23 protein-coding genes are annotated in these 25,178 nt (G+C 68.0%); 2 read left to right on the top strand and 21 right to left on the bottom strand.

Translation table 11 applies throughout. From position 1 onward, the window contains the following. Genes csm5 through cas10 form a run of 5 tightly spaced genes read right to left on the bottom strand, consistent with a single transcriptional unit; the run spans nt 1 to nt 5,567 of the window. Nucleotides 1-1,128, bottom strand: coding sequence for a type III-A CRISPR-associated RAMP protein Csm5 (gene csm5 / locus TCCBUS3UF1_RS06570; RefSeq protein WP_014515733.1), 1,128 nt, complete (start codon nt 1,126-1,128; stop codon nt 1-3). Continuing rightward, nucleotides 1,125-1,991 carry a hypothetical protein gene (locus tag TCCBUS3UF1_RS06565; protein WP_014515732.1) on the bottom strand — a complete coding sequence of 289 codons (867 nt, stop codon included), beginning with the start codon at nt 1,989-1,991 and terminating at the stop codon, nt 1,125-1,127. The genes csm5 and TCCBUS3UF1_RS06565 overlap by 4 nt, the downstream gene beginning before the upstream one ends. Further along, nucleotides 1,981-2,721, bottom strand: coding sequence for a type III-A CRISPR-associated RAMP protein Csm3 (gene csm3 / locus TCCBUS3UF1_RS06560; RefSeq protein WP_041433808.1), 741 nt, complete (start codon nt 2,719-2,721; stop codon nt 1,981-1,983). Before csm3 ends, TCCBUS3UF1_RS06565 begins: the two co-directional genes overlap by 11 nt. Before the next feature lie 11 nt (nt 2,722-2,732). Then, nucleotides 2,733-3,137, bottom strand: coding sequence for a type III-A CRISPR-associated protein Csm2 (gene csm2, locus TCCBUS3UF1_RS06555; protein WP_014515730.1), 405 nt, complete (start codon nt 3,135-3,137; stop codon nt 2,733-2,735). Next, nucleotides 3,138-5,567: a type III-A CRISPR-associated protein Cas10/Csm1 gene (gene cas10, locus TCCBUS3UF1_RS06550; protein ID WP_014515729.1), complete on the bottom strand. Its 2,430-nt coding sequence runs from the start codon at nt 5,565-5,567 to the stop codon at nt 3,138-3,140. 78 nt (nt 5,568-5,645) lie between these two features. Between cas10 and cas6 the strand changes: the two genes are divergently transcribed. Further along, nucleotides 5,646-6,359, top strand: coding sequence for a CRISPR-associated endoribonuclease Cas6 (gene cas6, locus TCCBUS3UF1_RS06545; protein WP_041433807.1), 714 nt, complete (start codon nt 5,646-5,648; stop codon nt 6,357-6,359). 11 nt (nt 6,360-6,370) lie between these two features. Here the strand turns inward: cas6 and TCCBUS3UF1_RS06540 are convergent, their stop codons facing one another. The 3 genes from TCCBUS3UF1_RS06540 to TCCBUS3UF1_RS06530 form a co-directional block, all read right to left on the bottom strand. Further along, nucleotides 6,371-8,227, bottom strand: coding sequence for an amino acid transporter (locus TCCBUS3UF1_RS06540; protein WP_014515727.1), 1,857 nt, complete (start codon nt 8,225-8,227; stop codon nt 6,371-6,373). Between the two features lie 63 nt (nt 8,228-8,290). Further along, on the bottom strand, nt 8,291-9,547 hold the full coding sequence (locus TCCBUS3UF1_RS06535) for a nitrate/sulfonate/bicarbonate ABC transporter ATP-binding protein (protein WP_041433806.1): 1,257 nt from the start codon (nt 9,545-9,547) through the stop codon (nt 8,291-8,293). 9 nt (nt 9,548-9,556) lie between these two features. Further along, on the bottom strand, nt 9,557-11,224 hold the full coding sequence (locus TCCBUS3UF1_RS06530) for an ABC transporter permease subunit (RefSeq protein ID WP_041433805.1): 1,668 nt from the start codon (nt 11,222-11,224) through the stop codon (nt 9,557-9,559). Nucleotides 11,225-11,302: 78 nt separating this feature from the next. On the opposite strand from TCCBUS3UF1_RS06530, the gene TCCBUS3UF1_RS06525 reads away from it, so the two are divergent. Further along, nucleotides 11,303-12,256, top strand: coding sequence for a PIG-L deacetylase family protein (locus TCCBUS3UF1_RS06525; RefSeq protein WP_041433804.1), 954 nt, complete (start codon nt 11,303-11,305; stop codon nt 12,254-12,256). Here the strand turns inward: TCCBUS3UF1_RS06525 and TCCBUS3UF1_RS06520 are convergent. The 13 genes from TCCBUS3UF1_RS06520 to TCCBUS3UF1_RS06460 all read right to left on the bottom strand — a co-directional run bounded on the left by TCCBUS3UF1_RS06520 (nt 12,253) and on the right by TCCBUS3UF1_RS06460 (nt 25,174). Next, complete coding sequence (locus tag TCCBUS3UF1_RS06520) at nt 12,253-12,768, bottom strand: DUF421 domain-containing protein (RefSeq protein ID WP_041433803.1); 516 nt, start codon at nt 12,766-12,768, stop codon at nt 12,253-12,255. The two genes, TCCBUS3UF1_RS06525 and TCCBUS3UF1_RS06520, sit on opposite strands and share 4 nt — an antisense overlap. A 60-nt stretch (nt 12,769-12,828) precedes the next feature. Then, nucleotides 12,829-14,649 (bottom strand): sugar phosphate isomerase/epimerase and 4-hydroxyphenylpyruvate domain-containing protein, encoded by a 1,821-nt coding sequence (locus tag TCCBUS3UF1_RS06515; protein WP_014515722.1) that lies wholly within the window; start codon nt 14,647-14,649, stop codon nt 12,829-12,831. Between the two features lie 3 nt (nt 14,650-14,652). Next, nucleotides 14,653-15,624, bottom strand: a complete 972-nt coding sequence (locus TCCBUS3UF1_RS06510) for a zinc-binding dehydrogenase (protein ID WP_014515721.1) — start codon at nt 15,622-15,624, stop codon at nt 14,653-14,655. Beyond that, nucleotides 15,621-17,111, bottom strand: a complete 1,491-nt coding sequence (locus TCCBUS3UF1_RS06505; protein WP_014515720.1) for a tripartite tricarboxylate transporter permease — start codon at nt 17,109-17,111, stop codon at nt 15,621-15,623. Before TCCBUS3UF1_RS06505 ends, TCCBUS3UF1_RS06510 begins: the two co-directional genes overlap by 4 nt. Beyond that, nucleotides 17,108-17,512 (bottom strand): tripartite tricarboxylate transporter TctB family protein, encoded by a 405-nt coding sequence (locus tag TCCBUS3UF1_RS06500; protein ID WP_014515719.1) that lies wholly within the window; start codon nt 17,510-17,512, stop codon nt 17,108-17,110. Before TCCBUS3UF1_RS06500 ends, TCCBUS3UF1_RS06505 begins: the two co-directional genes overlap by 4 nt. Nucleotides 17,513-17,520: 8 nt before the next feature. Continuing rightward, nucleotides 17,521-18,495, bottom strand: coding sequence for a tripartite tricarboxylate transporter substrate binding protein (locus TCCBUS3UF1_RS06495; RefSeq protein WP_014515718.1), 975 nt, complete (start codon nt 18,493-18,495; stop codon nt 17,521-17,523). 113 nt (nt 18,496-18,608) lie between these two features. Next, nucleotides 18,609-19,793, bottom strand: a complete 1,185-nt coding sequence (locus TCCBUS3UF1_RS06490) for a 4-hydroxybenzoate 3-monooxygenase (protein WP_014515717.1) — start codon at nt 19,791-19,793, stop codon at nt 18,609-18,611. After that, a complete protein-coding gene (locus TCCBUS3UF1_RS06485; protein ID WP_014515716.1) occupies nt 19,786-20,040 on the bottom strand; it encodes a hypothetical protein in 255 nt (84 codons plus the stop codon). Before TCCBUS3UF1_RS06485 ends, TCCBUS3UF1_RS06490 begins: the two co-directional genes overlap by 8 nt. An 8-nt stretch (nt 20,041-20,048) precedes the next feature. Continuing rightward, complete coding sequence (locus TCCBUS3UF1_RS06480; RefSeq protein ID WP_014515715.1) at nt 20,049-20,561, bottom strand: aromatic-ring-hydroxylating dioxygenase subunit beta; 513 nt, start codon at nt 20,559-20,561, stop codon at nt 20,049-20,051. A gap of 9 nt (nt 20,562-20,570) precedes the next feature. Further along, nucleotides 20,571-21,908 carry an aromatic ring-hydroxylating dioxygenase subunit alpha gene (locus TCCBUS3UF1_RS06475; RefSeq protein WP_014515714.1) on the bottom strand — a complete coding sequence of 446 codons (1,338 nt, stop codon included), beginning with the start codon at nt 21,906-21,908 and terminating at the stop codon, nt 20,571-20,573. Nucleotides 21,909-21,919: 11 nt separating this feature from the next. After that, complete coding sequence (locus tag TCCBUS3UF1_RS06470; protein WP_014515713.1) at nt 21,920-23,374, bottom strand: ATP-binding cassette domain-containing protein; 1,455 nt, start codon at nt 23,372-23,374, stop codon at nt 21,920-21,922. Then, on the bottom strand, nt 23,361-24,314 hold the full coding sequence (locus TCCBUS3UF1_RS06465; RefSeq protein ID WP_014515712.1) for a branched-chain amino acid ABC transporter permease: 954 nt from the start codon (nt 24,312-24,314) through the stop codon (nt 23,361-23,363). Before TCCBUS3UF1_RS06465 ends, TCCBUS3UF1_RS06470 begins: the two co-directional genes overlap by 14 nt. Next, complete coding sequence (locus tag TCCBUS3UF1_RS06460; protein WP_014515711.1) at nt 24,311-25,174, bottom strand: branched-chain amino acid ABC transporter permease; 864 nt, start codon at nt 25,172-25,174, stop codon at nt 24,311-24,313. Before TCCBUS3UF1_RS06460 ends, TCCBUS3UF1_RS06465 begins: the two co-directional genes overlap by 4 nt. Nucleotides 25,175-25,178: the final 4 nt, after the last annotated feature.

The following is a 25,178-nucleotide window of genomic DNA, read 5'->3' as shown; positions in this document are numbered from 1 at the left end:
CTATCCCTTACGGGGTACCAGCCGCCCCACAGCCCAGCCCAGGGGGTAGCCGTCCTTGGGCTTCCGGGCCCCGGCGGTCTTGCGGGTGGTGGGATCTTGCGCCTCGGGATGATCCTGGGGCAGGATGAGGGCCAGGCGCAGGGCCAACCTTCCCGAGCCGAAACCGATGCGGATGGGGAAGGTCTGGGGGTCTTGGGTTTTCTCCCTTAGCTGTTCGTAGACCTTTAGGGCCTTCTCCAGCTTGGGCTCCCTATTCCTAGCATAGTCCTCCTCCCACTCGGCCACGTACCCGTAGTATTCCCGCAAAGCCTGGACCAGCTCCCCGGGCGGCACAGCTCCTGCCACCCCCTTATTGGCAGCCAGCCCTCCTTGGTAGCGGAACAGGAAGCGGAAACGGCTTCCTATGCGGAAGGTTTCCGCCAGGAGGAGGGTGCCATCCATCTTCCCCCGGGGGTGGAAGATGCCGATGCGGTTCAGGAAACCCTCGGCGGGCTCCGAGTCCGTGAGACGCACCGCCCGGAAGGGGTCCCGGTAGAGGTTGCGGCCATACCCTAATACCTCCCCCTCGAAGGCCTGGTTCTCCTGGAGCCCCACCCTAGCCTTGGGGCTTAGGGAGATGAAGGTTTGCCCGTCTTGGGGGCCTTTGGGGCGGAAGCGCCAGATTTTTCCCTGGAGCTCCAACACCTTACCCCCCTGCACCAGCTTCCAGTAGAGCCAGGCGGTGCGCAGGGCCCCCTTGACGCTGGAGCCGGGCAGGTACGGCCCCAAGGGGGAGTAGGGGAGGGGGCGGTACTCCAGGGTGGCTTCCTCCGTGGCCTCCTGGATGGTGCTGAGGAAGGCTTGGCTTGCGGGTAGGGTGCGCCGGATGGCCTCTTGGGGGATCTGTCCCTCCCGGTAGAGATGGCGCAGGATGTCCTGGGCTCCCTTGGGGCCCTCGGCCACCTTGCGCAGGAAGGCCTTTTGGCGCTCTGGGCTAAGGGCCAGGAGGAGGGCCGAAGGGTCTAGGAGGTGGACCTGCTTCCTTTCAAAGTCGGGCACGTAGGCATAGGCGGGGTAGGCTTCCCCGGTGCCCACATGCACGGGGGAGAGGAGTTCCAGCTCTAGGGTGTAGGCTTCCAGGAAGCTCATACCTTCACCCCCAGGGGAAAGACCTGCAGCACCTCCACCACCCGGGCCCCCTCCGGGGGTTCGCTGGGGGTAACGTCTAGGAGGCGGAGGGCGTTTTTGTCCCGGTACACGCTTCCCTCCTTGGCCCGCAGGTAGGGCTTTTTGAAGGGCCTTGCCCCCACGTACCCCCCGCCCAGCCGGCCCCAGTAGGGCTCGGGCTCGTAGTAGAGGGCGCCCTCCAGGGGACTGGGGGCCAGGGTGGCCCAAGCGTTGGCCTCCCGGGCCTCGGGGAGGTCCACCGCTTCGGGGCCTTCCACCTGGAAGACCCCGGCCCCCACGCTGGCCAGGCCGCCGTACCCCATGCTCCCCACGAAGCGCAAGCCTTCCAGGAGGTCCAAGGGGGGCTCTCCTAGGGCGTAGACCGCATACCGCCCCGTGGGGAAAAGGAGGTCCTGGGTGAAGAGCACCCCTTTTCTGGCCCCGCCCGTGGCCCGGTCTATCCCCACCCGGGTGCGGCGCAGGCGCCGGGGGGTGGGGGGAGCGTGGTTCTTCGTGACCTCGGGGGCCTCGAGGAGGGCCCCTTCCCCTTTTTGGGCGACGTTTTGGAAGGTCTCAAAGGAGAGGAGGGCGAGCCCCTTGAGCCGCTTGCGGAGCGTGGTGTCCTCCACCTGCAGGGGAGGGAGCTTGGGCCGGGGCAGCCAGCCCTCGGGGTAGGCGCTGGAGAGGCGGAAGTCCAGGCTGGGGAGCCTTTGCAGGAGCTCCTCCAGGGCCTCCTTGCCATGGGTGTAGCGGTACCACCAGAAGAGGTGGCCCAGGAGGGTGGAGGCCCGGGGAAGGGCCCTTACGGGGGCGGTGAACCGCAGGTAGTAGGCGCTAGCCCGCATGGTGGCCCGCTGGGACCTCTTGGATCAGGAGCCTTTCCCTTAGGGGGAGGCCTTCTTGCGCCTCCAGGGGTTTTTCTGGGTGCAGGAAGTACACCTGCCCGTACCCCCGGCTGATGTGCCCGCCAAGGCCGTCCAGCTCCAGGAGCTCCAGGGCCTTGAGGACGTGCTTGTGGAAGTTTTCCTCGTCTTTCTCGTCCAGTACCCGGTAGACCATCTCCACCCCGAAGCGGGCCCCGGCAGGCACCCGCTCCGTGGTGCGGGGGTTGGCGTTCCCCCCCAGGCGGGGGATGAAGACCTCCTGCTTGATCTCTGTGAGGTACCCCCCGCGGGCGATGGTCCGCTCCAGCTCCTCCTTGGAGTCGGGGGTCAGGTAGGCGTCCCGGACCAGGAGGCGGGTGGGGCCCCGTTTCCGGGCGGCCTCGAGGCCTTTTTCGTCGTTTTCCGGGGCCAGGCCGAAGATGCGGGCCACGGGGTCGTTGGGGTCGGGGGAGGCGTAGACGTGCTTCTCCTTGGCCTTTAGGATGTAGTCCCCGCCCAGGCTCCACTCCAGGAGGTAGCGGAGCTTCCCCTTCAGGCTGGAGCCCGGGATGTAGGGCTCGTCGGTGAGGGGGTTGCGGATCACGGGGTTATCCAGGTCGCCGATGGCCATCTGGTCCCGGCTCATGCCGATCCGTATCCCGGTCTTGGCCAGGAGGACCGCCCGGATGCGCATGACCTTTCTCAGTTGCATCCTCACTCACCTCACTTGCCCAAAGCGTAGAAATAGGCCAGCACCGCTTCCACGTACTTCATCATGGCTTCAAAGTCTTTGGGGCTCCGCTTGCCCGCGTCCAGGGCCTCGTTGAGGAAGCCCACAAAGGCCTTGGCCTCCCTTAGGGGGCCTTGGGAGCGGGTGTTGTAGGCCAGCTTGGCCTTGAGGAGTTCCAGCTCCGGCACCAGCCGGGCGAAGGCCAGGGCCTCGTCCGCCTTGCGCTCTTTCTGGAAGCGATTTTCCAGGGCCCGGAGCTCGGCGAAGTAGTTGCGGAACTGGCTGGACTTAAGCTTGCCCTCCCGGTTCAGCTCCTCGGCTTTCTCCCGTGCCCTTTCAAAGAGGGTTGGGTCCAAAAGCCCCTTTTCCTTGTCCTTGTAGAATTCCAGCGTGGCCATCTACTCCCTCCTTTCCCCATAAAGCCCCCACTGCACCCACACCGGCAGGTACTGCCAGGCCGGTTGCTGGTGGTCCAGGAGGTTCAGGTAGGTCTTCCAGGTTCCCTCGTCCTTCTCCCGCACCCGGCGCAGGGCGTAGGCCAGCAGGGGCTTGTAGCCCATCCTTTCCCCTTCGTCTAGGCCCTCGGACCAGAACCGCCGCCAGAGGGCCAGCCAGCGGTAGACCTGGGCCTTGCTCACCCGCTCCTTCTGGAGGTGGAGCCTGAGCCCTTCCTGCCAGGCCCTGAGTTCCCGTAAGGTATCCCAGGCCACGGCCTGGCCGAAGAGGAAAAGCCGGCCCCGGCCTGCCTCCTTGGCCCGCTTCTCCCCTTCCCGTAAGGCCTCGGCCATCTGGGGCACAGGGGACTTGGGGGCGAAAAGGAGGAAGGCCCCGGAGAGGGTGAGGGCCGGGTGCTGGGTGTAAAGGCGGTAGAGCCTTTCCAGGTCCAGGGCGAAGTCCAGCAGGGCGTCCCAGGGCCCGAGGAGGAAGAGGTCATCCCCCCCGGAGTAGACGCTATAGAGGAGGGGGTAGCGTTGACCCTTCCGGCGGGCCTCGAGCCCATCCCAGCCCAGCCTCTGGGCGTAGGTGCCAGGTCGCTGGATGAGCTCCAGCACCTCCACGCTGAAGAACCACTCCAGGCTGCGGGACAGGGCGGCCATGCGGCTAGGGCTTGCCAGGTCTTTGCCCTTCTCTTCCCGCCGGAACCCGGTGGCGAAGGCTTCCCCCATGCGGTCCGCGTCCAGCATGAGCCCGCCCAGGTAGGGGGCCCCCTCGGACAGGGCGGCCAGCTCGGAGAAGGTGAGGGGGCGGTGCTCATCTCCTTCCTCCTCCCAAAGCCCCTCCTCCCGCACCCAGGCCTGATACGCCTCCAGGTTCATGCCCGTGGCCTTTAGGGCCTTCTCCACCGTGGGCAGGTAGCCCAGGAGGGGCTTGACCTCAAAGGGGGTGCCGTCCGGGGTGAAGTCCGGGCGGGCCCGGTAGGTGTGGAAGGCCGCCCAGGGGCCTGGCGCAGGGCCCAGGGCCACTCTTAGGCCAGGGAGGCCAAAGAAGGGTCTAGGGGCCTCTTCCAGGAAAAACCCCACCTGGTCCCGCCGGGGCAGGAGGCCGCCCACCTCGGCCTCCCGCTCGCACCCGGGGCAGAGGCTTCCGGGCGCATCCTCCCGGGCCGGCCTTAGGCCGCAGGCGGCGCAGGGGCGGAGGGCCTGGCGGAGGGTTTCCTGGCTTTCCTCGAGGAAGGGAAAGGGCCGGAGCTTGGCCAGGGCCAGTTCCCTGTGCACCCTACTTAGGGCCTTGGCGAAGTCCCGGAAGTCGGCTCCCCGCAAGGGAACGTAGGCCAGATGGGGCAGCAGGCTCCCCCCGTCCGCCAAGGCCCACCTTCCCCAGGCCTCCCGGGCCCCTTCCAGGGCTTCCAAGGCCCCTTGGGTGTGGGGCAGGAGGAGGTAGAACTTCCCCCCCGCCCCCATGATCCGGTTCAGGGGGGTGAGGCCCACCTTCCGCAGGATCCCCAAGGCCATGGCCTCGGTGGCCAGGCTCACCTCCAGGCTGCGGGCCCTCAGCCGCTTGGCGATCCCCCCCACCCCGGTTTCCGCCCCGGCGATGCGGTAGATGTGCCCCTGGATCCCCCCCAGGTCCCCCACCGCCAGGAGGAACTTCTCCCCGTCCTGGCGCAGCTCCTCCACCCGGGGGCTTTGCCCGTGGTAAAGCCACAGGGCGTGGGCGATGGCCGCCGTGAGGCGCAGGTGGTCGTAAAGGGAAACGTCGGGCTCGGACTGGGTGTCCGCCGGGACCAGGGAGAGGCCTTCCTGGAAGAGGGCGGCCAGGGAAAGGAGGAGGGCCTCTGGGTCCAGGTGGGGGAGGGCGTCAAGGGTCTGCAGGCGGGCCTCGAGGCGCTCCCAGATCCGCCTGTAGGCCTCCTTGCGCACGTTGGGCTGGGCTTCCGGGTAGGGGCCCCCTGGCACCAGCCCCTCCCCCAGGGCGTGCACCGGGCTCAGGCCCAGGTCCTTCCTCCCTTCCTGGCCCATGAGGCGGAGCTGGGCGGTGGCGGGCAGGAGGGGGACCTCGGGGGGGCTACCCCCGCCTTCCCCTTCTTCCCGCTCCTGGGAGGCGTAGGTGTCCGCCAGGGCCACGCACCAGGCCTCGGGGGTGTGGGGCTGGTACTGGGGTCGCTTCTGCCAACCCTCGTGGTGGCGGCTTGCCGTTTCCTCCAGCCAGGCGGGGTCCACGCCCGCTTTCCGGAAAAGCCCGGCGTGGCTTCGCACGAAGAAGGCGGTGTAGGCGGTGTGGGTGCGGTCGGGTACCCCTTCATCCCGCTCGCCCCAGCGGGCGCGGGAGAGGAGCTTGCCCAGATCGTGGACCAGGGCCGCCAAGGCAACGTGCAGCCCGCTTGTCATGTCCACCAGACTATACCACGCCCCTCGAGGCCCCTTGTGCGGTTTGCACATCGGGCTTTCTTCCCCCATGCTGGAGGCATGGTGCTGGCGGCCTTGGTCCTGACCCTGGAGGGGGAGGCGCCCCCGGAGCCCAGGGGGTTGCGGGGGTTTTTCTATGGGCTCCTCCAGGAAGTGGCCCCCGAGGTGCACGACCAGGGGGAAAACCCCTTCGCCTTGGGGTTTGGCGGCAAAGAGGGGGCTTACTGGGCCCGGTTCAGCTTGCTCCAGGAGGGGCTTTATGCCCGGCTAGCCCCCAGGCTCTTTGCCCTGGAGGGGAAGGAGGTGCGCCTGGGAAAGCCCTTCCGGGTGCGGGGGGTGCTGCAGGAGGGGCATCCTTGGGCTGGGGTTTCCACCTACGCCCGGCTTTTCCAAGGGGAAGCCCTGCCCGACCTCCCCTTGCGCTTCGCCAGCCCCACCTTCTTCCGCCGCAAGGGGGTGCACTACCCCCTTCCCGAGCCCCGGCTGGTGGTGGAAAGCCTCCTGAGGCGCCTCGAGGCCTTCGGTCCCCTGAAGGCCCCGGAAGGGGTGCGGGAGGCCCTTTTGGAGCGGACCACCGTGCGCTGGTTTGAGGGGAAGACCCTAAAGGCGGAAACGGAGGTGGAAGCGGTGGGGTTTGTGGGCAAGGTGGTCTACCACCTGCCCAGGGCCACCGAGGAGGAGGCCCGGTGGCTGCAGGCCTTGGGGCGCTTCGCCTTCTACTCCGGCGTGGGGGCCAAGACGGGCCTGGGCTATGGGCGGGCCAGGGTGGGCTAGGGGGGCGGCGACTACCCCCCCACGTGGACCAAAGGGCGCCTGAGGGGGTTAGGCTCCGCCCGCCTCAGGACCTCGTGGGTGAGGGTGGGCACGTCCCCCTCTCCAAAAAGGAGGAAATCCAAGGCCGCCTGCAGGGGGCTTTCCTCCGACCACTCAAAGTAGATGTGGGGCCGGCGACCCAGGCGGTCCCGCAGGTAGAGGAGGAAGGCGGCCAGGGTGTTGGGGGCGGCGGTGCCCAGGATGCGGAAGATCCGTGCGTCGGGGTGTTCCACCCCCCAGACCCGGGCCTCGGCGGCGAACTCCGAAGGGTCCTGCACGAAGACCTCCACGAAGTAGATGGGGTCCTCGGGGGGGATGTGGGTGGCCTCGCGGATGCGGCGTTCCTTTTCCCAATACACCCCGCGCCCTCCCCGCTCCGGCCGGTGGGCCACCAGGCGGATGGGGGCCTCCAGCGCCCTCATCTCCTCCAGGAAGCTTTCGGCCATCTCGTCCAGCTGGAAGCGCTCCACCCGCAGCTCAAAGGAGCGGAAGGCCCGGGAGAGCAGGGAGAGGAAGAGGGTGGCGGCGATGAAGAAGGAGGCGATCCTCACCCCATCGGGGCGTTCCACGATGTTGGCCACCAGCACGTAGAGGAAAAGGGGGAGGAGGGCCCAGAAGTAAGCGCCTTTCTTCCGTTCCCCTTGGGCCTCCAGGAGGACCGCCGCCAAGGCCGCGGAGGACATGACCACCAGTACCCCGGTGGCGTAGGCGGCGGCCTGGGCCTCCACCTCGGCGCGGAAGAGCAGGGTAAGGGCCAGGGCCACACCGGTGAAGAAGAGGACCATGGGCCGCTGCCTCCGGGCCCACTCCGGGGCCATGCCGAAGCGGGGCAGGTACCGGGGGACGATGGTGAGGAGACCGGCCATGGCGCTGGCCCCGGCAAACCAGAGGATGACGATGGAGAAAAGGTCGTAGAGGCTGCCGAACCCTTCCCCCAGGTAGCGGTGGGCCAGGAAGCTCAGGGCCCTTCCGGAAACCTCCTCGCTGCCCCAAAGCTCCGGGGGGATGAGGAGGGCGGTGGCCAGGCCGGCCCCCACCAGGAAGAAGCCCATGATGAGGGCGGCGGCCAGGAGGAGGCGGTGGGTTCTCCGAATGCGGCCCCAGGGCTTCTCCGGAGGGTCTTCCTGCCTGCCCCGGATGAGGGGCATCACCGCCACCCCGGTTTCGTAGCCGGAAAGGCCTAGGGCCAGCTTGGGGAAGACCAGGAGGGTGGCCAGGACTAGGGCGGAAGGGTCGGGATGGCTGGCGAGAAGCCTTTGCCACCAGCCCTCCAGGTGTTCCCCCTCCACGTGGGGCAGGGCGGCCAGGAGGACCAGGGCGTTGAGGCCCAGATACCCTAAGGTGATGGGCACGGCCAGGCCGATGGCCTCGCGGAAGCCCAGGTAGAAGACGAAGCCCAAAAGCCCCACCAGGAAGAGGGTGAGGCCCAGCTGATGCCCTTGGAGCCAGATGGGGGCCAAGGGGTTTCCCAGGAAGTGCACGGCGGCATCCGCGGCGGAGAGGGTAATGGTCAGCATGAAGTCCGTGGCCATGAAGCCCAGGACCACCAGGACCAAAAGCTTTCCCCGCCAGCCGGGGATGAGGCGGGTGAGGAGGCCGATGGAGCCTTCCCCGTGGGGGCTCTCCTCGGCCACCCGGCGGTAGACGGGGTAGACCCCCAAGAAGGCGAAGAGGACCAGGGCCAGGTTGGCCAGGGGGGAGAGGGCCCCGGCGGCCAGGAGGGCGATGCCCGGCTGGTAGCCCAGGGAGGAGAAGAGGTCCACCCCGGTGAGGCAGAGCACCTGCCACCAGGGGTAGCGGCCTTCCTCAGGGTGGGCGTTGGGTTTCATGGGTTCTCCAGGTGGGGGCCGCGGACCACGGGTAAAGAGTATACGCCAGGGGAGGGCGCGGCCTTAGGCGGGTCCTGCCGGCAGGCGGAAGGCCCTGGGGCCTTCTTCGTAGACCAAGAGCCCGGCGTACCGCCCCCATTCCCGGACCACCTGGAGGACCCTGCGGGCCTCGGGTTCGGGGAGGTGGTCCTGGAGCCGGAGGAGGATACGTTCCTCGGGGAGCCGGCCCTGCTGGAGGAGGGCCTGGTGTAGGCGGGCGAAAAGGGGAACCTGGCGCAGGAGGTGCTCGGCGAACATCACCTTCTGCTCCTCGGGGCTGGCCTGGGCCCAGGCCAGCCCGGCCGGGGTCAGCTCCACATCCCCCCGCTCCACCCGGGCGAAGCCCAGAAGCTCCAAGGCTTCCAGGAGGGGGAAGAGGTCGTCCACCTCCAGCCCCCCCTCTTCGGCCAGGAGGGGGAGGTCCACCCGCCCTCCCAGGCGGGCAAGGGTTTCGGCCAGGCTGAGGAGGGTGCCCACGGAGGCCTGGGGCAGGCGGAGGAGGTCCTCCTCCAGGCGCCGCTCCACCTCCTCCCTTTGGGTTAGGGCCTCGTAGAGCTCGTCCACCAGGGCGCGGAACCGAGGGTCCCCCGGGTCCCGGGGGTGGGGCAAGGGGATGGGGATCTCCCGGCCGATGCGGGCGGGGCTTCCCTGGAGGACCAGGGCCCGGTCGGCCAGGGCCACGGCCTCCTCCATGTTGTGGGTCACCAGGACCATGGCCCGGGTGCGGAGCTGGCCCCCCTGCCAGAGGTCCAGGAGGTCCCCCTTGAGCCCCTCGGCGGTCAAGGGGTCCAGGGCGGAGAAGGCCTCGTCCAGCAGGAGGATTTCGGGGTCCACCACCAGGGCCCGGGCGAAGCCCACCCGCTGCTTCATGCCCCCGGAGAGCTCCTTGGGCAGGGCTTCCTCAAACCCCCTTAGCCCGATGAGGGCGATGGCCTCCCGGGCCCGGCGCCGCCTTTCTTCCAGGGGAACCCCCCGGGCCTCGAGGCCCAGGGCCACGTTCTCCCACACCGTGAGCCAGGGGAAAAGGGCAAAGGTCTGGAAGACCATGGCCATCCCCTCCGCCGGCCCCTCCACCCGCTTCCCGCGGAAGCGCACCTCCCCCGCGTCCGGGGGGATGAGCCCGGCCAGGATGCGCAAAAGGGTGCTCTTCCCCCCTCCCGAGCGGCCGAGGAGGGCCACGATCTCCCCCTCCCGCACCTCTAGGTTCACCCCCTCCAGGACGGGAAAGGGCTTATCCCCTGCGCGGTAGGCCTTGGCCACGCCCTGGGCTTCCAGAAACATCCTCACCCCCTAAAGCCGGAACCGCCCTTCCGCCAGCCGGTAGAGCCGCCGCCAGAGGAGGCGGTTCATGGCCACCACGTAGAGGCTCATGACGGCAAGGCCCAGGAGGAGGTGGGGCCCACTTCCCTCCTCCAGGGTCCAGCGGGCGATGTAGCTCCCCAGGCCCGTGGCCTCCAGGGTGGTGGACCCCCACTGGACCACCTCGGCCACGATGGAAGCGTTCCACGTCCCGCCGCTAGCGGTGACGAGCCCCGTGACCAGGTAGGGGAAGGTGCCGGGCAGAAGCAGGCGCCGCCAAAGGGCCCAGCCCCTCAGGCCGAGGCTGCGGGCCGCCTCCTTGAGCTCCTCGGGCAGGGCCAGGCTTCCGGCGATGGCGTTGAAGAGGATGTACCACTGGGTGCCGAGGACCATGAGGAAGGCGGCGAAGACCTCCAGGGAGAGGTGGTGGCGGAGGAGGAGGAGGGCGAAGAAGGGGTAGAGGAGGTTGGCGGGAAAGGCGGCCAGGAACTGGAGGAAGGCCTGGGTCCGCTGGGCCAGCCTGGGCCTCAGGCCCAGGAGGATGCCCACGGGCACCCAGACCAAGGCCGCCAGGGCCAGCACCCCCAGGACCCGCAAAAGGGTCCATAGGCCAAGGAGGAAGACCCGCAACACCTCCCCCAGGCCCAAGGCGGCCACCTGGGCCAGGAGGCTGGCCAGGCCCGCACCCCCAAGGAGGAAAAGGGGGAGGAGAAACGGCCAAAGGGGAAGGCGGAGGGGCCTCTGGGGGCGGCGTTCCCTGCGCAGGAGGGCCTCGAGGAGGTGGGAAAAGAGGCGCTCGGTGGCCCCTTTCAGGAAGCGGGTCCGCCGCAGCAGGTCTAGAACAGGGCTCCGGGGCACCTCCTGGCCTGGGCGCTCCTCGTACTTGAAGCGCTCGCTCCAGGCCACCAGGGGACGGAAGAGGAGCTGGTCGTAGAGGAGGATCACCAGGAGCATGCTCAAGGTGGCGTACAGGAGAGCTCGCCCGTCCCCCTGGGCGATGGCCGCGGCCATGTAGGAGCCGATGCCTGGGAGGGCCACCTGGGTCTTGCCCACGGCGATGGCCTCCGCGGCCACCACAAAGAACCACCCCCCGGACATGGACATCATGGCGTTCCACACCAGGCCGGGCAGGGCGTAGGGGAGTTCTAGGCGCAAAAAGCGTTGCCAGGGGGTAAGGCGGAAGGCGACGGCCACCTCCACCAGCTCCTTGGGCAGGGTCTTCAGGGACTGGTAGAAGCTAAAGGCCATGTTCCAGGCCTGGGAGGTGAAGACGGCGAAGACCGCGGCCAGCTCATAGCCCAGGGCCCGACCGGGAAAAAGGCCGGCGAAAGCGCCCGCGGTGGCCGCCAAAAAGCCCAGGATGGGGACGGACTGCAGGATGTCCAGGAGGGATACCAGAAAGGGTTCCAGCCGGGTCTTGGCCGCCAGGGGGGCGTAGGCCAGGGTAAAGGCCAAGGAGAGGAGGAGGGCCAGCCCCATGCGGAAGGCGGTGCGCAGGGCGTACTCGGGCAGCTGGGCTGGGTCTAGGGAGATGGCGGCAGGGGCAAAAGGCCCGGCCACCTCCGCCGAGGCCCGGAGAAGCAGGGCCAGCAGGGCCAAGGTCAAGACCAAGGCCAGGAGGTCGTAGCGGTTGAACCCTGCCATCCGGGGGAAGGTCATAGAGGATTTCCCTTGGGGAAGGCTGTCAAAGCCCCAGGCGCATTCTACCAGGTGCCGCCGGGGGCGTAGGATGGAGAGGTGGCTTGGCGAGGGCTCCTTTGGGGGGTATTCCTGCTCCTTGGTGCCGGGGCCATCCTTTTGAATGCCCCCGGGCTTTTCCAGCACGCCTACGCCTGGTATTACCGGGGGAAGGTGGGGTCGTTGCCCGCCTACCCGGGTCCCCTGAAGGTGCGCCTTTTGGTGCTGGCCCCTCATCCGGACGATGAGGCGCTGGCGGCGGGCGGGCTCATCCAGCGGGTTTTGGCGGCAGGCGGGGCGGTCTACATCGCCTGGATGACCCTGGGGGATGGGTTCCAGTGGGACGCGGCCCTGCTGGACCGCACCCTACGGCCGAGGCCCGAAGATCTGCGGCGGCTGGCGATCCGCCGCCGGGAGGAGGCCAAGGCCGCGGCCCGCACCCTGGGGGTACCGGAGGACCACCTTTACTTCCTGGGCTATCCGGACCGGGGGCTTTTGCACCTCTTCCTGGAGAACTTTTACACCCCCTACCGCTCCCCGGCCACCGGCTTGGACCGGGTGGCCTACCCGGGGACCCTCACCCCTGGGGCTCCCTACACGGGCAGGGCTTGGGAGGAAGACCTGGGGCGGGTTCTGGACCGGGTACAGCCCGGGCTGGTCCTGGCTCCAGCCCCAGAGGACGCCCACGTGGACCATCGGGCCACCGCCTACCTGGCCCTGCGGCTCTTGGGGGAGCGGGGATGGTTGGACCGTCTCCGCTTCTACGTGGTGCATGGGGGGCTGGAGTGGCCCCTGCCCAAGGGGTTGCACCCAGGGCTCTACCTCGAGCCCCCACCTCGCGGCCGCCACCTGGCCTGGCAGCGCCTAGATCTCACCCCTGAGGAAACCCGGGTCAAGCTCCAGGCCCTGGAGGCCCACCGCAGCCAGATGGAGATTCTGGGCCGCTTCATGGAGGCCTTTGTGCGCAAGAATGAGCTTTTTGCCCCTGCCCTGGGCCTAGGGGGGGACCGCTAGCGGTTGCGGCTGGAGCGCACGTGGCGCACCCGCTTGGGGGTTTGGTGGTTCCTGGGTACCACGCTGATGGTGCCGTCCACCTCCAAAACGGCCGTGAGGACCTCCTCCAGGCGTGCTACCCCGTGTTCCCGTAGGGCTGCCTGCAGCTCGTCCAGGTCTACCCCTTCCCGGCGTAGGTTCTCCCAGAGGGGTTTTCCCTCGTGGACCAGGAGGGTGGGTTCCCCCAGGAAGGCCCTGCGCAAGGGGCGCTGGGAGAAAAGGCGGTCAAGAAGGAGAAGAAGCCCCGCTCCCAGCAAGCCCCCCACCAGGCTTTGGTCAGGGCCGACCATGGCGTTCTGCACCGCGTTGGCTAGGAGGAGGAGGGTGAGGAGGTCCAAGGGGGTCATCTGCCCCAGCACCCTCTTGCCGCTCCAGCGCAGGAACAGGAGCAGGACCAGGTAGACAACCCCCACCCGTACCAGGGTGAGGAGCCAGGCGGCGGGATCCCCCAGAACGTTTCCCAAGGCTTGCATACCCTCCATGTTGCCCTAGTTTGGGGCTAGGGCTTGCCGATGGAGGGGACTGTCCCCAACTTAGCCTTCCAGGGCGTAAGCCTGGGCCTGAAGGCGGACTCCCGTGTTGGTGGCCCCGTAGGCGTCGTAGCCCCCCCTACGCTCCACCACCTCAAAGAAGAACCGCCCCCGGAAGGTGGGGGTGTAGAGGTGAAGGAACTCGGCGCCGTTAGGGGAACGCTCGTAGAGGAGGCGGTGGGCCTCGAGGGTTTCCGCTTCCTCCGGGCGAAGCCCGTACCGGGCCGCCAGCACCCGGTAGTAGGCGGTGGGGATGCGCAAGGGGGAAAGCCCCCGGGCCCTAGCGGCCTGGGCGAAGCGCAGTAAGTTCTCCGTGCGGAAGGCCACGTGCTGGATACCCGCATGCCCCAAGGAGCGCAGGAAGCGGGAAACCCCAGTTCCTAGGCCCTCGGCGGTGTTGAGGGGAATGCGCACCTGGCCGTCTGGGCTCCGCACAGAGCGGCTGTAGAACATCCCGTAGGGGTCAAACACCTCCACGGTGGGGTCCACCAGGAACCCGAAGAGGGCCTTGTACACCAAGAGCCAACTGTAGAGTTCCCATCGCGGTACCACATTGGTAAAATGATCTACTTCCAATAAACAAACACCCTCTTCACCTGGGAGCGGGGAAAGGCCGTACCCCTCCAGGAGGGGGGTATCGGCCAGGTAGATGCGCGTGTGGCCCACCCCTTGGAGCGCGGGATACCCAAGCTTTTCCGCGGGCCGGGGGAGAAGGGATAGGCCGAGCGCCCGGGCCCGGGCGGCCACCGAGGCAGCCTGGGCCACCTGGAGGCCTACCCCGCGCACGGCGGGAAGCTCCCTGGGGTTGGCCTCCCCCGGCTGGGGACTGAGGAGGAGGACCTTGGCCGGGCCCGCCCCATGGAGTTCCAGGGGTAGGTCCGGGTGGCGGGCTTCCGGGCGGAAGCCCAGCGCGTGAAGGAGGTCCCGCAAGCCCTCCAGGTCCTCCTCCTCTGCGGCCATCTCCACGAACCCCACCCCTTGCACCCTGGCCCCGGGCGGCAGGGGAGGCAGAAGGAGGCCCAAGCGGTCGAAGAGGTATTTGAGGGCCCGCATTCCATCCTGGGCCACCTCCTCTGGGGGGGCGGTGCGGAACCACTCGTTGAAGATCTCCAGGGATACCGGCCCCCCGTAGCCCGTGGCCAGTACCTGGCGCAAGAAGTCTTCCATAGGCCAGTCCCCCTGGCCGGGCATGGCCCGGTGGTGACGGCTTAGAGCCAGGGGGTCCATGAGGAGATTGGGGGCGTCGGAGAGCTGGACCAGAAAGATTTTCTCCCCAGGCAGCTGGGCGATGGGTTCAAGGGGGTTCTGCCGCACCAGGCAGTGAAAGCTATCCAGGACTAGGCCCAGCCGGGGGTGGTCTGCCCGGCGCACTACGTCCCAGGCCTGGGGCCAGTCCCGTACGTGCCGCCCCCAGGCCAGGGCCTCGTACCCTACCCGCAGACCCCGCTTACCCGCTTCCTCGGCCAGCTGGTACAGGTCAGCCGCCGCCCGCTCGGGATCGTCCAGGGCCAGGGGGGAGGTGTTGGAGCAGACGTAGGTGAGCTCCACCTTGAGCTCCGCCATCAGGTCAAACCACCGCTGGGCACGGTCCCGGTTGCGGGTCCGATGGGGTTCCGGCATGGCTTCGTAGTCGCGGAGGGGCTGAAGGGCCACGATCCTCAGCCCCAGGTCTTCGGTCAGGGCCCGGAGCTCCCTGGGGCTTCCCGGGAAGCCAGCCAGGTCCTCTTCAAAGATCTCCACCGCCTGGAAACCCGCCTTGGCGATGGCCAGCAGTTTTTCCTCCAGGGTGCCTCCAAGGGCGCAGGTGGCGATGGACCACTCCATGGTTCACCAAACGAGGACGAGCTTCGGTTCGGCCAACCTACCCTCCAGCAAGGCGAGGAAGGCCTGGTCGGCTTGCTGGGCGGGCCAGAGCCGCACCAGCCGCTCGGGCAAGCGGGATAGGAGGGCGAGGGTTTCTTGGAACTCCTGGGGGGTGAAAAGGTAGCTGCCCAAGAGGGTTTTTTCTTGCAAGACCAAGCTTTGCAAGTCTAGACCTGCCGCCGTCCCGGAAAGCCCCACCACCACCGCCCGCCCGCCCGGGGCCAACGCCTTGAGGGTCTGGGCCAAGGTGGCCTCGAGGCCCACGGTCTCCAGCGCCAGCGGGTAGGGGGTAGGGGGGAGGGCCTCTAGGGTCTCTCCCGTGGCCGCCACCAAGCCCAGGGCGCGGAGGAGCTCCCCCCGTTCCTTGCGGGGTTCCACCAGGTGCACCTCCACCCCTTGTTGCCCAAGGAGCCAGGCGGCCAAAGCCCCCATGGCCCCGCCCCCCACCACCAAGGCGGTTTCCCCGGTTGCGGGCCTGGCCCGGCGCACTGCGTGCAGGGCCACGGCCAAAGGCTCGGCCAAGGCCCCTTTCCATGGGGGAAGGCCTGGGGGCAGGGGGTAGGCCAGGGAGGCCGGTACCCGGATGCGCTCGGCAAGCCCACCGGGGAGGTGGAAGCCCAGGTGGACCCGCCGGGGGCAGAGGTGGGGCTTGCCGCTTCGGCAGTGGGGGCAGGTACCGCAGACCAGGGCCGGGTAGAGGGCCACCCCTCGGCCCAGGAGGTCCTCCGGACCCTCCTCCACCACCCCCGCCACCTCGTGGCCCAGGACCAGGGGGGGGCGCCAACGGGCCCGCATGGCGGGGGCACCCTTGTAGACGCTGAGGTCGCTGCCGCAGATGCCCACCGCGGCCACCTTGAGGAGAAGGCCTTCCCCCTGGGGAAGGGGCTGCTCCTCCAGGGCCAGGTGGCCGTAGTCCCGCAGGACCCAGGCCCTCACGGCTCCTCCTTGGCGGCTAGGGCCTGCAGGGCCCGTAGCCTGCGGGCCTGCTTGAGCCTAAACCAAGAGATGCCCAGCAGAAAGGCTAGGTTGACCAAGGCCAGGGCCACGGCCACGGGGCGCTCAAAGAAGCTGAAGAGGTCCCAATGGGTCTTGATCATGCTCACCATCAGGTGCTGTTCCAAAAGGGGCCCAAGGACCATTCCCAGCACCACCTGGCCCAGGGGAAAATCCCCCAAGCGCAACAGGAGGCCTAAAACCCCCAGGGCGGCCAGCACATAGAGGTCAAAGGGGTTGTTGTTGATGGCGTAGGCCCCGAGAAGGCTGAGGCCGGCGATGCCTCCCAGCAGGACCCCTCGAGGCAGACGGGTGGCCAAGCTCACCAGGAAAGACCCCAGATACCCCACCAGGGGCATGATGACCACGCTGGCCACCAGGAAGACCAGGTAGATTTCCACCACCAGGGAAAGGTTCTGGCGGAAAAGTTCAGGTCCGGGGCGGATGCCCAGCGTGAGGAAGAGGCCCAATACGATGGCGGTCAGGGTGTCCCCGGGAAGCCCTAGGGAGAGGGCGGGGATCCAGGTGCCGGCCACGGCGGCGTTGTTGGCCGAGGTCCCCGCCAGGACCACCGTTTCCTTGGAGCCTTTGGTCAGGCGCTGGAAGTTGCTGGCGATCCAGGCGGCGAAGTCGGAGCCTGCCCCGGGGAGGAAGCCGATGAAGGTTCCCAGGAGGGAGGAACGCACGAAAAGGCTGCCCTGGCGCAGGATTATGCGAAAAGGGTGTAGAAAAAACAGGGAAAGGGAACGCCCCAAGGCTAAAGGAGCAGCCTGGACCTTGACTGGGCTGCCCTTGAGGAGCTGGAAGAGGACCTCGCTTAGGCCGAAGAGCCCGATCAAGGCCACGATGAAGTTGATGCCCCCCAGGAGGTTCACGTTGCCGAAGGTGAAACGGGGGTTGCCCAGGGCAGGGTCGTAGCCCACGGTGGCCAGGAGCATGCCGAGGGCAAAGGCCACCAGGCCCTTGACGATGTGGGGGGAGGCCAGAACCCCGCTCGTCACCCCCAGGAGCACCAGCCAAAAGTACTCAAAGGAGGAGAACTGGCGGGCGATGGCGGCCATACCCAAGGAGCCCACCACCAAAAGCCCGGTACCCACCAGGCTGCCCAAGGCGCTGGCCAAGGCGGAAAGGCCTAGGGCCAAAGCGGGGCCCCGCTCCTGGGCAAGGTCGTGGATTTCCTCCGTGTAGGCCGCCGAGGCGGGGGTGCCGGGGATCCGGGCCATCACCGCCCCGATATCCCCGGCGAAGATGGCCGTGGCGCACAGGCTCACGATGGCGGCCAAGCCCACCTCCGGGGGCAAAAAAAGGGCGAAGGGGATGAAGAGGCTCAGGGCCAAGGTTGCGGTAAGCCCTGGAAGGGCACCGAAGACGGCTCCGTACAGCCCCCCCAAGAACATCGCTAGTAGGATTTCCGGGGAAAGCAGGTTCATGCCGGCACCCCCAGAAGGCGGACGAAAACCCACTGGGTGAGAAGCCCCAGGCTCAGGGCCACCAACAGGGCCTTGAGCCAGCCCTCCCCGGCCAGAAAAGCCCCGGTTCCTGCCACCAAGGCGGTGGTGGATACCACGCCCAGGCGGGGAAGCAGAAGGGGAGCGAGGACGAAGAGGAGGAGGAAAAGGGCCACCCGAGGCCAGGCCCTCTTGGGGATCCGCGGGTGGGCCTGGGGCCTTGCCCAGACCATGTAGAAGCCTCCCAGGACCAGGACCGTACCCAACACCCGGGGGAAGAGCTCGGGGCCGGGTCCTTCCGCCTTGGGCAGGCTAAAGCTCAAGCTCCAGGTCAGCAGCCCTAGCCCTGCGGCCAACCCTCCTACCCAGCGTTCCCAGGCCATGCCGTTTTCTAAAACTTCAGGCCCAGTTCCTGTACGATCCGGTTCATGGCCTGGGTTCTTTCCTGGAGGAACGCCAGGCTGTTTTTGCGGTCCAGGTGGCGGATCACCAGGTTGGCGTTTTGCATGAAGCGCACGAACTCCGCTTCCTGTACCGCCTGGGCGAAGGCCTTGTCCAGAACGTCGATCACCGAGGGCAGGGTGAACTTGGGCCCTGCGGCCATGAGGAAGGAGGCGAAGGTCCAGTCCACCCCCAGCTCTTTCAGGGTGGGGATCTCGGGGAAGGCGGGGAAGCGGCTGTCGGTCATGAAGGCCAGGTAGCGGGCTTGGCCGGAACGGACCAGGTTGGCGGCTTCCCCGATGGCCACGAAGGCCACCTGGACCCCCCCGGCCACCAGCTCCTGCAGGGCTGCCGCCGCCCCTTGGGTGGGGACCCAGGGCAGGGCCTCGTCCTTAAGGCCGAGCTCCTTCAGGAAGCCCAAGCGGGCGAAGTCGTAGGAGCCCCACTTGGCGGTTCCGGAAGCCTTGTACTTGCCTGGGTTTTGCCGGATGTCTTGGATGAGTTCCTGGATGGTCCTCCATGGGGCATCCTGCCGCACCACCACCGCCACCGGGTTGAGGACCAGGAGGGAGATGGGGGAGAACATGTCGGCGCTGATCTTGGTCTGGGCTACCCAGGGAGGGAGGACCACTTCCAAGGTGATGATGCCGATGGTGTAGCCATCGGGTCGGGCCTGGGCAATCGCCCCATGCCCCACGGCCCCGCCGCCCCCCGTGCGGTTGACCACCTGCACGGGTACCTTGAGGATCCGCTCCAAGACCGGGGCCAGGGCCCGGGCCGTGAGGTCGGTGCTGCCGCCGGGCGACCAGGGCACGATGAGGGTGATGGGCCTCGAGGGGTAGCGCTGGGCTTTCCCCCAGGGAAGCAGGGCGGCTCCCAGGCTCGTCCCTAGCCACTGGATGACATACCGCCTTTCCTTGCGCATAATTTTTCCTCCTTTCTTGTAGGTGGTTCCACGCTATCACGTTATTCCCCAGCTGTCTAGCAGGGTGTTGAAAAAGGGTGAAAGGGCCTTGTCCTGCCCCCTTGGGAGAGGGATTAGCCCTCCACGTACCGCCCGGTGGTGTGGAGGCCCACGTAGTTTTCCGCCAGGAAGCGTTGCAGGGGGAGGCTTTCCCCCAGGTGGCGGAGCTTGGCCCGGCGAAGCTCCTCCTCAAAGGGGTCGGGCAGGGTGTGCAGCAGGGTGGTCATCCAGTAGGAGAAGAGTTCCGCCTGCCATACGTGGCGAAGGGCTTCTTGGCTGTAGCGGGTAAGGGGTCCTGTGTCCCCGTTCCGGTAGTAGGCCAGAAGGGCTCGGTGGAGCACGGCCACGTCGCAAAAGGCTAGGTTCATCCCCTTGGCCCCCGTGGGGGGCACCACGTGGGCGGCGTCTCCCACCAGGAAGAAGCGTCCGTACTGCATGGGCTCCACCACTAGGGAGCGCATGGGGGTGAGGCTCTTTTCCAGAATGGGGCCCGGCCTTACCTCGGCCACCCCCTCCAGCCGCCGGTTTAGCTCCTCCCAGATCCGCTCCTCCGGCCAGGCCTCGAGCCGCTCCTCGGGGCTCACCTGCAGGTAGTTCCGGGAGAGGCTGGGGGAGCGCATGCTATAGAGGGCGAACCCCCTTTCCGAGCTGGCGTAGATCAGCTCCTCGGCGGCGGGGCGGGTTTCCGCCAGGATCCCTAGCCAGGCGAAGGGATAGGTTTTTTGGTGGATCCGGGCCCCGGGGATGTACCTGCGGGCCAGGCTGTGGGAGCCATCGGCCCCCACGGCGAACTCCGCGGCCAGCCTCTCTTCCTTTCCTTGAGGGGTGCGGAAGACCAGGACCGGAGCCTCTCCCAGGTTTTCCAGGCCCACCACCTCGTGCTCAAAGAGGATCTCCCCCCCGGCCTCCAGGTGGCGCTGGATTATGTCCCGGACCAGGTACTGCTGTCCGTAAACCCAGATGCTCCGTCCGGCCAGGGCGCGGAAGTCCAGGTGGAGCAGCCCTCCGTCAAAGGCCAGGTAGATGCCCCCGTGTTCCAGCCCTTCCCTGAGCATGCGTTCCCCCACCCCGGCTTGCTTAGCCATCTCCTTGGTACCCCACTCCAGAACCCCGGCCCGGATGCGGTGGGGGCTGGTTTCCAGGTACTCCCGGCTTTTGGCCTCGAGGACCACGGTTTCCACCCCCGCCTGGCGCAGGAGGTGGGCGAGGAGGAGCCCGGCAGGCCCGGCGCCGAAGATGGCCACCTGTACCCTACGCATCCTCCCCTCCAAAGAGGACCAGGTCGGAGAAGGGGCGCACCTCCACCCCTTCCTCCTCCGGGCCATAGGGGGTCTGGAGGAGCCGGGAGAAGGTTTCCACGGTCTGCCAGGTAAGGGCCTCCAGCTCCAAGGGGTCCAGATCAATGCTGTACCCGAGCCGCGGAGCGGAGATACGTAGGCGCTCCCCGTTTCCCGTCTGCACCTTCTCTATGGTTACGCTGGTGAACTCGTTGCTCAGGGTGATCACGGTCCCTCCTAGAGGAAAAAGCTCAGGTTGTGGGTGGGCAGGGTGCTGTGGTCCAGGATGACCAGCCTGCGGGCCAGCCTCCACCCGTCCTCCTGCCGGCGCCAAAGGTCCCGCCGCTCGGCGGAAAGGAGGGTGAACTCCGGCCGGTCCCAACGGCTGCGGAAGAGGAGGAGGTTGGAGCGGACCTCCACCTCCGTCCCCCGGGCGGTTTCCTGGGGGAGGCCCACCCGCACGTTGCTCACGAAATGGCGCAGGCGGGAGGGGGGGTCTTCGGCCCAGGCAAAGCCCGTCTCCAGCCGGGCCACCCGCATCTCCAAGGAGGTGCGGTCCTCGTCCAGGTGGTACATGCTGGGGCTTACCCCCCCGTATCCCCCTTCGGGGGGACGCTCCCGGGTCAGGCGCACCGGCACCTGGTAGACCACGTCCTCCGTGGTCAGGGCAAGCCATTCCCGGTAACGGCCTTCGTCCAAGAGCTCCGCTTCGCGGTAGAGAACCTCCAGGATCTCCCGGGTTGGGTCCATAGTCACCCCCTAGCCCAACATGAGCTCCAGATAGCGGCGGTAGAAGTTGCGCAGGTTCTCGTCGGTGAAGTTGATGGGGTAGGCCACCCCGGGCCCCGGCCAGTTGGGGTCCTGGGGTACGTTCCGCCCCATCTGGTAGTTGAAGCGAAGCCGCCTTCCCAGGGTGCTGCCGGCGTTTTGCGCCACGTGGCTCCAGATCTCGGTGTCATCCTGCTCAAAGGTGCCCGAGGAGCCGAAGAAGCGCAGGTAGGAGTGGCGGGCCTTCTCCTTGAACCACTCAGGGGCGTCCTTTTCCACCATGCCCCAGGAGATCACCTCGATCCGCCCCGGGCCCAAGGGGTGCCAGACGCGGAAGGTGAGCATGGGGACCGGGGTGGGGTAGAGGTGGTCGGGCTTACGGATGGGGTTGTGCAGGGAGAAGTTGGGGAAGAGGGTGAGGAGGAAGATGCGGGTTTCCTTGGCCACCTCCCACTGCTCCCGGGTGGGATAGGAGGCCTGGGCCCGTTCCATCATCTCCGCGGGGTAACCCCAGAAGGGGGGCAGCTTGGCCCCTGGGGGGCCGCCCACCACCATAGCCCCGTGGCCTTTGCCGGGGATGTGGATCTGCTCCCCGTACATGGCGTACTTGGCGTCCCGGGGGGCGATCCCCAGCTCGATCATGGAGCGGTGGGTCATGAGGGTGTGGTAGCTGTCGCTGATGAAGGTTTCCAGGGCCAGCTTCCAGTCCGTGGGCACCACGAAGCGCTGAGGGGGGCCCAGGACCTCGAGGCCCTCCGGGCTCCGCTTGGTGACCAGCTCCAGGTACCACTTGGCCCCTCCCAGCCACTCCTCCAGGGAAGGGGCCTCCGGGTCCAGGTTGCCGAAGAGGAGGCCATCCACCTCCTCCAGCCTGGGGATGGGCAGAAGACCCCATTCTTCCTTACGGAACCCCTCCCCAAAGGCCTCCCGCTCCGCCGGTACCCCCACCAGGGTCCCGTCGTTGCGGTAGGTCCAGCCGTGGAAGGGGCAGCGGAAGTGGCTGGCGTTGCCGGCCTCCGCCCGGCAGACCCGCATCCCCCGGTGGCGGCACATGTCCAGGAGGGCCCGCACCCGCCCGTCCTCGCCCCGCACCAGGATGAAGGCGTTGTTGAGGATGTAGCGGAGCACGTAATCCCCCGGGCTGGGGATCTCCGAGGCGTGCCCCAGGTAGATCCAGGACCGGGCGAAGATCCGCTCCTGTTCCCAGGCAAACACCTCGGGATCGTTGAGGATCCCTGCGGGTACCAGTCCCTCCTCGAGGCCCTGGGCCAACTCCTGGAGGGCCCGGGGCACCTCTTTGGCTCCCGTTGCTGTCTTGCCCTTGGCCATAGTCCACACCCCTACACGCCCAGGTACCGGTGGAGGACCCCTGGGCTGACTTCTGCGGCTCGGCCTTCCCACACGATCTCCCCGTGTTCCAGGATGTAGACCCGGTCGGCCACGGAGAGGGCCATCTGCACGTTCTGCTCGGCCAGAAGGACGGTTTCCCCTTCCGCTTTTAGGGTACGCACCACCTCCGCCACCTGCCGCACCATCAGGGGGGAAAGGCCCTCGGTGGGCTCGTCCATGAGGACCAGGCGGGGGTTGCGCAAGAGGGCGCGGGCGATGGCCACCATCTGCTGCTCCCCCCCGGAGAGGGCCCGGGAGGGGTTTTTGCGCCGCTCGGCCAACCGGGGGAAGACCTCCAGGACCCGCTCCACGGTCCAGCTCCCCTGGCTTCCCCAGGCCGCCAGGCGGAGCTCCTCCTCCACGTTGAGCCCGTCAAACATGCGCCGGCCCTGGGGCACCAGGGCCAGGCCAAGCTCCGCCCGGCGGTGGGCGGGAAGGTGCCCGATGGCCTCCTTCCCCAGGCGCACCTCCCCTCCCTGAAGGGGCAGGAGGCCCATGAGGGCAGAGAGAAGGGTGGTCTTGCCCATGCCGTTCCGCCCCAACAAGGCCACCACCTCCCCCTGGCGGACCTCGAGGCCCACCCCGTTCAGCACCCGCATGGCCCCATAGCCCGCGGATAGCCCCCGGGCCACCAGCACCGCCTCCCCGCCAGGATCCGGGGGGGTGGGCAGGGTTTCCCAGCCCCGGCCCACGTAGATCTCCTGCACCTGGGGGTCCTCCCGCACGGCTTCCGGGGTGCCTTCGGCCACCACCTGGCCGTAGTGGAGCACCGTAACCTTGTGGGCAAAGCGGAGGGCGTATTCCAGGTCGTGCTCCACCAGGAGAACGGTGATGCTGGGGTCCAGCCCCTGGATGAGCTGGCCGATGCGCTCCCGCTCGGCCCCGGCCAGGCCCGCCAGGGGTTCGTCCAGGAGGAGGACCTGGGGCTTTTGGGCCAGGGCCATGGCGATCTCCAGCTGGCGCTTTTCCCCGTGGGAGAGGCTTCCTGCCGGGTCTTCCGCCCGGAGGCCCAGGCCCACCTGCTCCAGGACCTCGTTCACCTCCCCTTCCCGGCGCAGGGCCTGGCGGAAATCCCCCCCTCGCCCCCGGGCGGCCTGGCGGGCCAAGGCCACGTTTTCCCAGACCTTGAGCTCGGGGAAGACGCTGGAGCGCTGGAAGGTGCGCCCCAGGCCCAGGCGGGCCACCTGCTCCAGGGGTTGGCCCGTGACCTTGCGGCCCAGGAGGAAGACCTCCCCCTGGCTGGGCCGGATCTCCCCGGCGATCACCTTGAAGAGGGTGCTTTTCCCCGCCCCGTTGGGTCCGATCACCGCCCGCCTCTCCCCTTGGGCCACGCTGAGCTGGACGCCGGCCAGGGCCAGGAGGCCCCCGAAGGCCTTGCTGACCTTTTCCACCCTAAGGGCTTCCATGCTTGCCTCCCAGCTTGCGCTCCAGGAGGGGCCAGAGGCCTTCCCGGGCGAAGAGCACGGTCAAGATGAGAAGGGTACCCACGAAAAGCCCCCACAGCTCGGTGAAGGAGCTCACCCAGGCCTGGACGAAGGTGTAGAGCAGGGCGCCAAAGGCGGCGCCAAAGAGGCCCCGGCTTCCCCCCAGGAGGACCATGACCATCAGGGTGGCCGAGGTGAGCCAGAAGAGGTCGTGGGGGCTGACGAAGGTGCGGTGGAGGGCCAGCCCTGCCCCCGCCAGCCCCGTGAGGGCCCCAGCCAGCACGTAGGCCCAGAGCTTGAAGGCAAAGGCGGCCAAGCCCAGGGAGCGGGCCTTTTCCTCGTTTTGTCGCAGGGCCTCGAGGGCCTTGCCGTAAGGGGTGACGAGGAGGTGGCGGAGCCCGGCCACGCTCAGGAAAAGGGCCAGAAGGGCCCCCAGGTGCAGGGCCAAGGGGTTCACGGCCACCCCGGAGAGGCTTAGGCCATCGTCCCCGCCGGTAAGGGCGTTCCACTTATGGGCTACGGAGTACACCATCTGGCCAAAGGCTAGGGTGAGCATCAGGACGAAGATCCCGTGGGTGCGGAAGAGGAGAAGCCCCGTGAGGAGGGCGAAGGCGGCGGCCACCAAGGGGGCTAGGGCCAGGGCCAGGGCCAAGGGAAGGCCCGCCTTGAGGGCCAGGCCCAAGGCGTAGGCCCCCAGGCCCAGGAAGGCCGCCTGGCCCAAGGAGGGGATGCCGCCGTGGCCCAAGAGGAAGCTGAGGGCCACGGCGGCCAGGCCCAGCAGGGCGGCCTCCGTGGCCAGGTAAAGGGCGTAGCCCTGGAAGAGCGCGGGCAGAAAGAACGCCCCCAGCAAAGCCGCCCGCAGGAGGTAGGGAGCCCAGGCCCTTCCTTCGCGCAGGTGAATTTTGGGAAGCCAGGCCATCATGCCGCCCTCCTACCCAGAAGGCCCTCGGGCTTCAGGGCCAGGACCAGGGCCATAAGGCCGAAGATCAGGAACATGGCCGCCTGGGGGAGGAAGAGGCGGCCAAACCCCTCTACCAGGCCCACCAGGAGGGCACCCCAAAAGGCCCCCTCAATCCTCCCTAGCCCCCCGATGACCACCACAATGAGGGCGAACAGGGTCATTTGGGCGTCCAGACCCGGGGCCAGGGCGATCAGGGGGGCGCCCACCACCCCGCCAAGCCCGGCCAGGGCCGTGCCCACCCCGAAGGTGAGGAGGCTTACCCGGGCCGGGGGGATGGCCAGGGCGCTGGCCATCCCCGGGTCCGCGGTCACCGCCCGCACCTGGATGCCAAAGGGGGTTTTGGCCAGGATAAGCCGCACCCCCAGGAAGAGCAGGAGGCCCAGGGCCAGGACGAAAAGGGGGTATTTGGGGTAGAGCAGGGGGCCCAGGAAAAGGGGCCCCGCCAGCTCCGGGGGCGGGGGTACCGAGCGGATGGCCGCCCCGAACAGGGCCCGCAGGAGGTCGGCGATGACGAAGCCCAGGCCGATGGTGAGGAGCACCTGCTCCAGCTCCCGGCCGTGAAGGCCACGGAGGAGAAACCGCTCCACCAAGACCCCTAGGAGGCCCACCCCCAGGGGCACCAGGAGGAGGGCCAGCCAGAAGCTGCCCAAGGCCCCGCTCAGGGCCATCCCCAGGTAGGCCCCCAGCATGTAAAAGGCCCCGTGGGCCAGGTTCACCACCCGGGCCACGCCGAAGATGAGGGAAAGCCCCAGGGCCAGGAGGAAGAGGAGCATGGCGAAGGCCAGGCTGTTGAGAAGCTGGGTCAGGAGGAGGAGGACCATGGCG

The sequence above is a fragment of the Thermus sp. CCB_US3_UF1 genome (genome assembly GCF_000236585.1).
Taxonomy (GTDB): domain Bacteria; phylum Deinococcota; class Deinococci; order Deinococcales; family Thermaceae; genus Thermus.
This window is presented reverse-complemented; position numbering and strand designations above follow the sequence as displayed.

Excerpts from the sequence above, each read along its gene's own strand:
- csm2 (WP_014515730.1), bottom strand. The coding sequence starts at position 3,137 with ATGGCCACGCTGGAATTCTACAAGGACAAGGAAAAGGGGCTTTTGGAC.
- TCCBUS3UF1_RS06500 (WP_014515719.1), bottom strand. The coding sequence starts at position 17,512 with ATGGCCTGGGAACGCTGGGTAGGAGGGTTGGCCGCAGGGCTAGGGCTG.
- TCCBUS3UF1_RS06535 (WP_041433806.1), bottom strand. The coding sequence starts at position 9,547 with ATGTTTCTGGAAGCCCAGGGCGTGGCCAAGGCCTACCGCGCAGGGGAT.
- cas10 (WP_014515729.1), bottom strand. The coding sequence starts at position 5,567 with ATGACAAGCGGGCTGCACGTTGCCTTGGCGGCCCTGGTCCACGATCTG.
- TCCBUS3UF1_RS06490 (WP_014515717.1), bottom strand. The coding sequence starts at position 19,793 with ATGCGTAGGGTACAGGTGGCCATCTTCGGCGCCGGGCCTGCCGGGCTC.
- TCCBUS3UF1_RS06520 (WP_041433803.1), bottom strand. The coding sequence starts at position 12,768 with ATGCAAGCCTTGGGAAACGTTCTGGGGGATCCCGCCGCCTGGCTCCTC.
- TCCBUS3UF1_RS06475 (WP_014515714.1), bottom strand. The coding sequence starts at position 21,908 with ATGGCCAAGGGCAAGACAGCAACGGGAGCCAAAGAGGTGCCCCGGGCC.
- TCCBUS3UF1_RS06465 (WP_014515712.1), bottom strand. The coding sequence starts at position 24,314 with ATGATGGCCTGGCTTCCCAAAATTCACCTGCGCGAAGGAAGGGCCTGG.
- TCCBUS3UF1_RS06530 (WP_041433805.1), bottom strand. The coding sequence starts at position 11,224 with ATGACCTTCCCCCGGATGGCAGGGTTCAACCGCTACGACCTCCTGGCC.
- TCCBUS3UF1_RS06565 (WP_014515732.1), bottom strand. The coding sequence starts at position 1,991 with ATGCGGGCTAGCGCCTACTACCTGCGGTTCACCGCCCCCGTAAGGGCC.
- TCCBUS3UF1_RS06480 (WP_014515715.1), bottom strand. The coding sequence starts at position 20,561 with ATGGACCCAACCCGGGAGATCCTGGAGGTTCTCTACCGCGAAGCGGAG.
- csm3 (WP_041433808.1), bottom strand. The coding sequence starts at position 2,721 with ATGCAACTGAGAAAGGTCATGCGCATCCGGGCGGTCCTCCTGGCCAAG.
- TCCBUS3UF1_RS06540 (WP_014515727.1), bottom strand. The coding sequence starts at position 8,227 with ATGAAACCCAACGCCCACCCTGAGGAAGGCCGCTACCCCTGGTGGCAG.
- cas6 (WP_041433807.1), top strand. The coding sequence starts at position 5,646 with ATGGTGCTGGCGGCCTTGGTCCTGACCCTGGAGGGGGAGGCGCCCCCG.
- TCCBUS3UF1_RS06495 (WP_014515718.1), bottom strand. The coding sequence starts at position 18,495 with ATGCGCAAGGAAAGGCGGTATGTCATCCAGTGGCTAGGGACGAGCCTG.
- TCCBUS3UF1_RS06505 (WP_014515720.1), bottom strand. The coding sequence starts at position 17,111 with ATGAACCTGCTTTCCCCGGAAATCCTACTAGCGATGTTCTTGGGGGGG.
- TCCBUS3UF1_RS06460 (WP_014515711.1), bottom strand. The coding sequence starts at position 25,174 with ATGGTCCTCCTCCTCCTGACCCAGCTTCTCAACAGCCTGGCCTTCGCC.
- TCCBUS3UF1_RS06515 (WP_014515722.1), bottom strand. The coding sequence starts at position 14,649 with ATGGAGTGGTCCATCGCCACCTGCGCCCTTGGAGGCACCCTGGAGGAA.
- TCCBUS3UF1_RS06470 (WP_014515713.1), bottom strand. The coding sequence starts at position 23,374 with ATGGAAGCCCTTAGGGTGGAAAAGGTCAGCAAGGCCTTCGGGGGCCTC.
- csm5 (WP_014515733.1), bottom strand. The coding sequence starts at position 1,128 with ATGAGCTTCCTGGAAGCCTACACCCTAGAGCTGGAACTCCTCTCCCCC.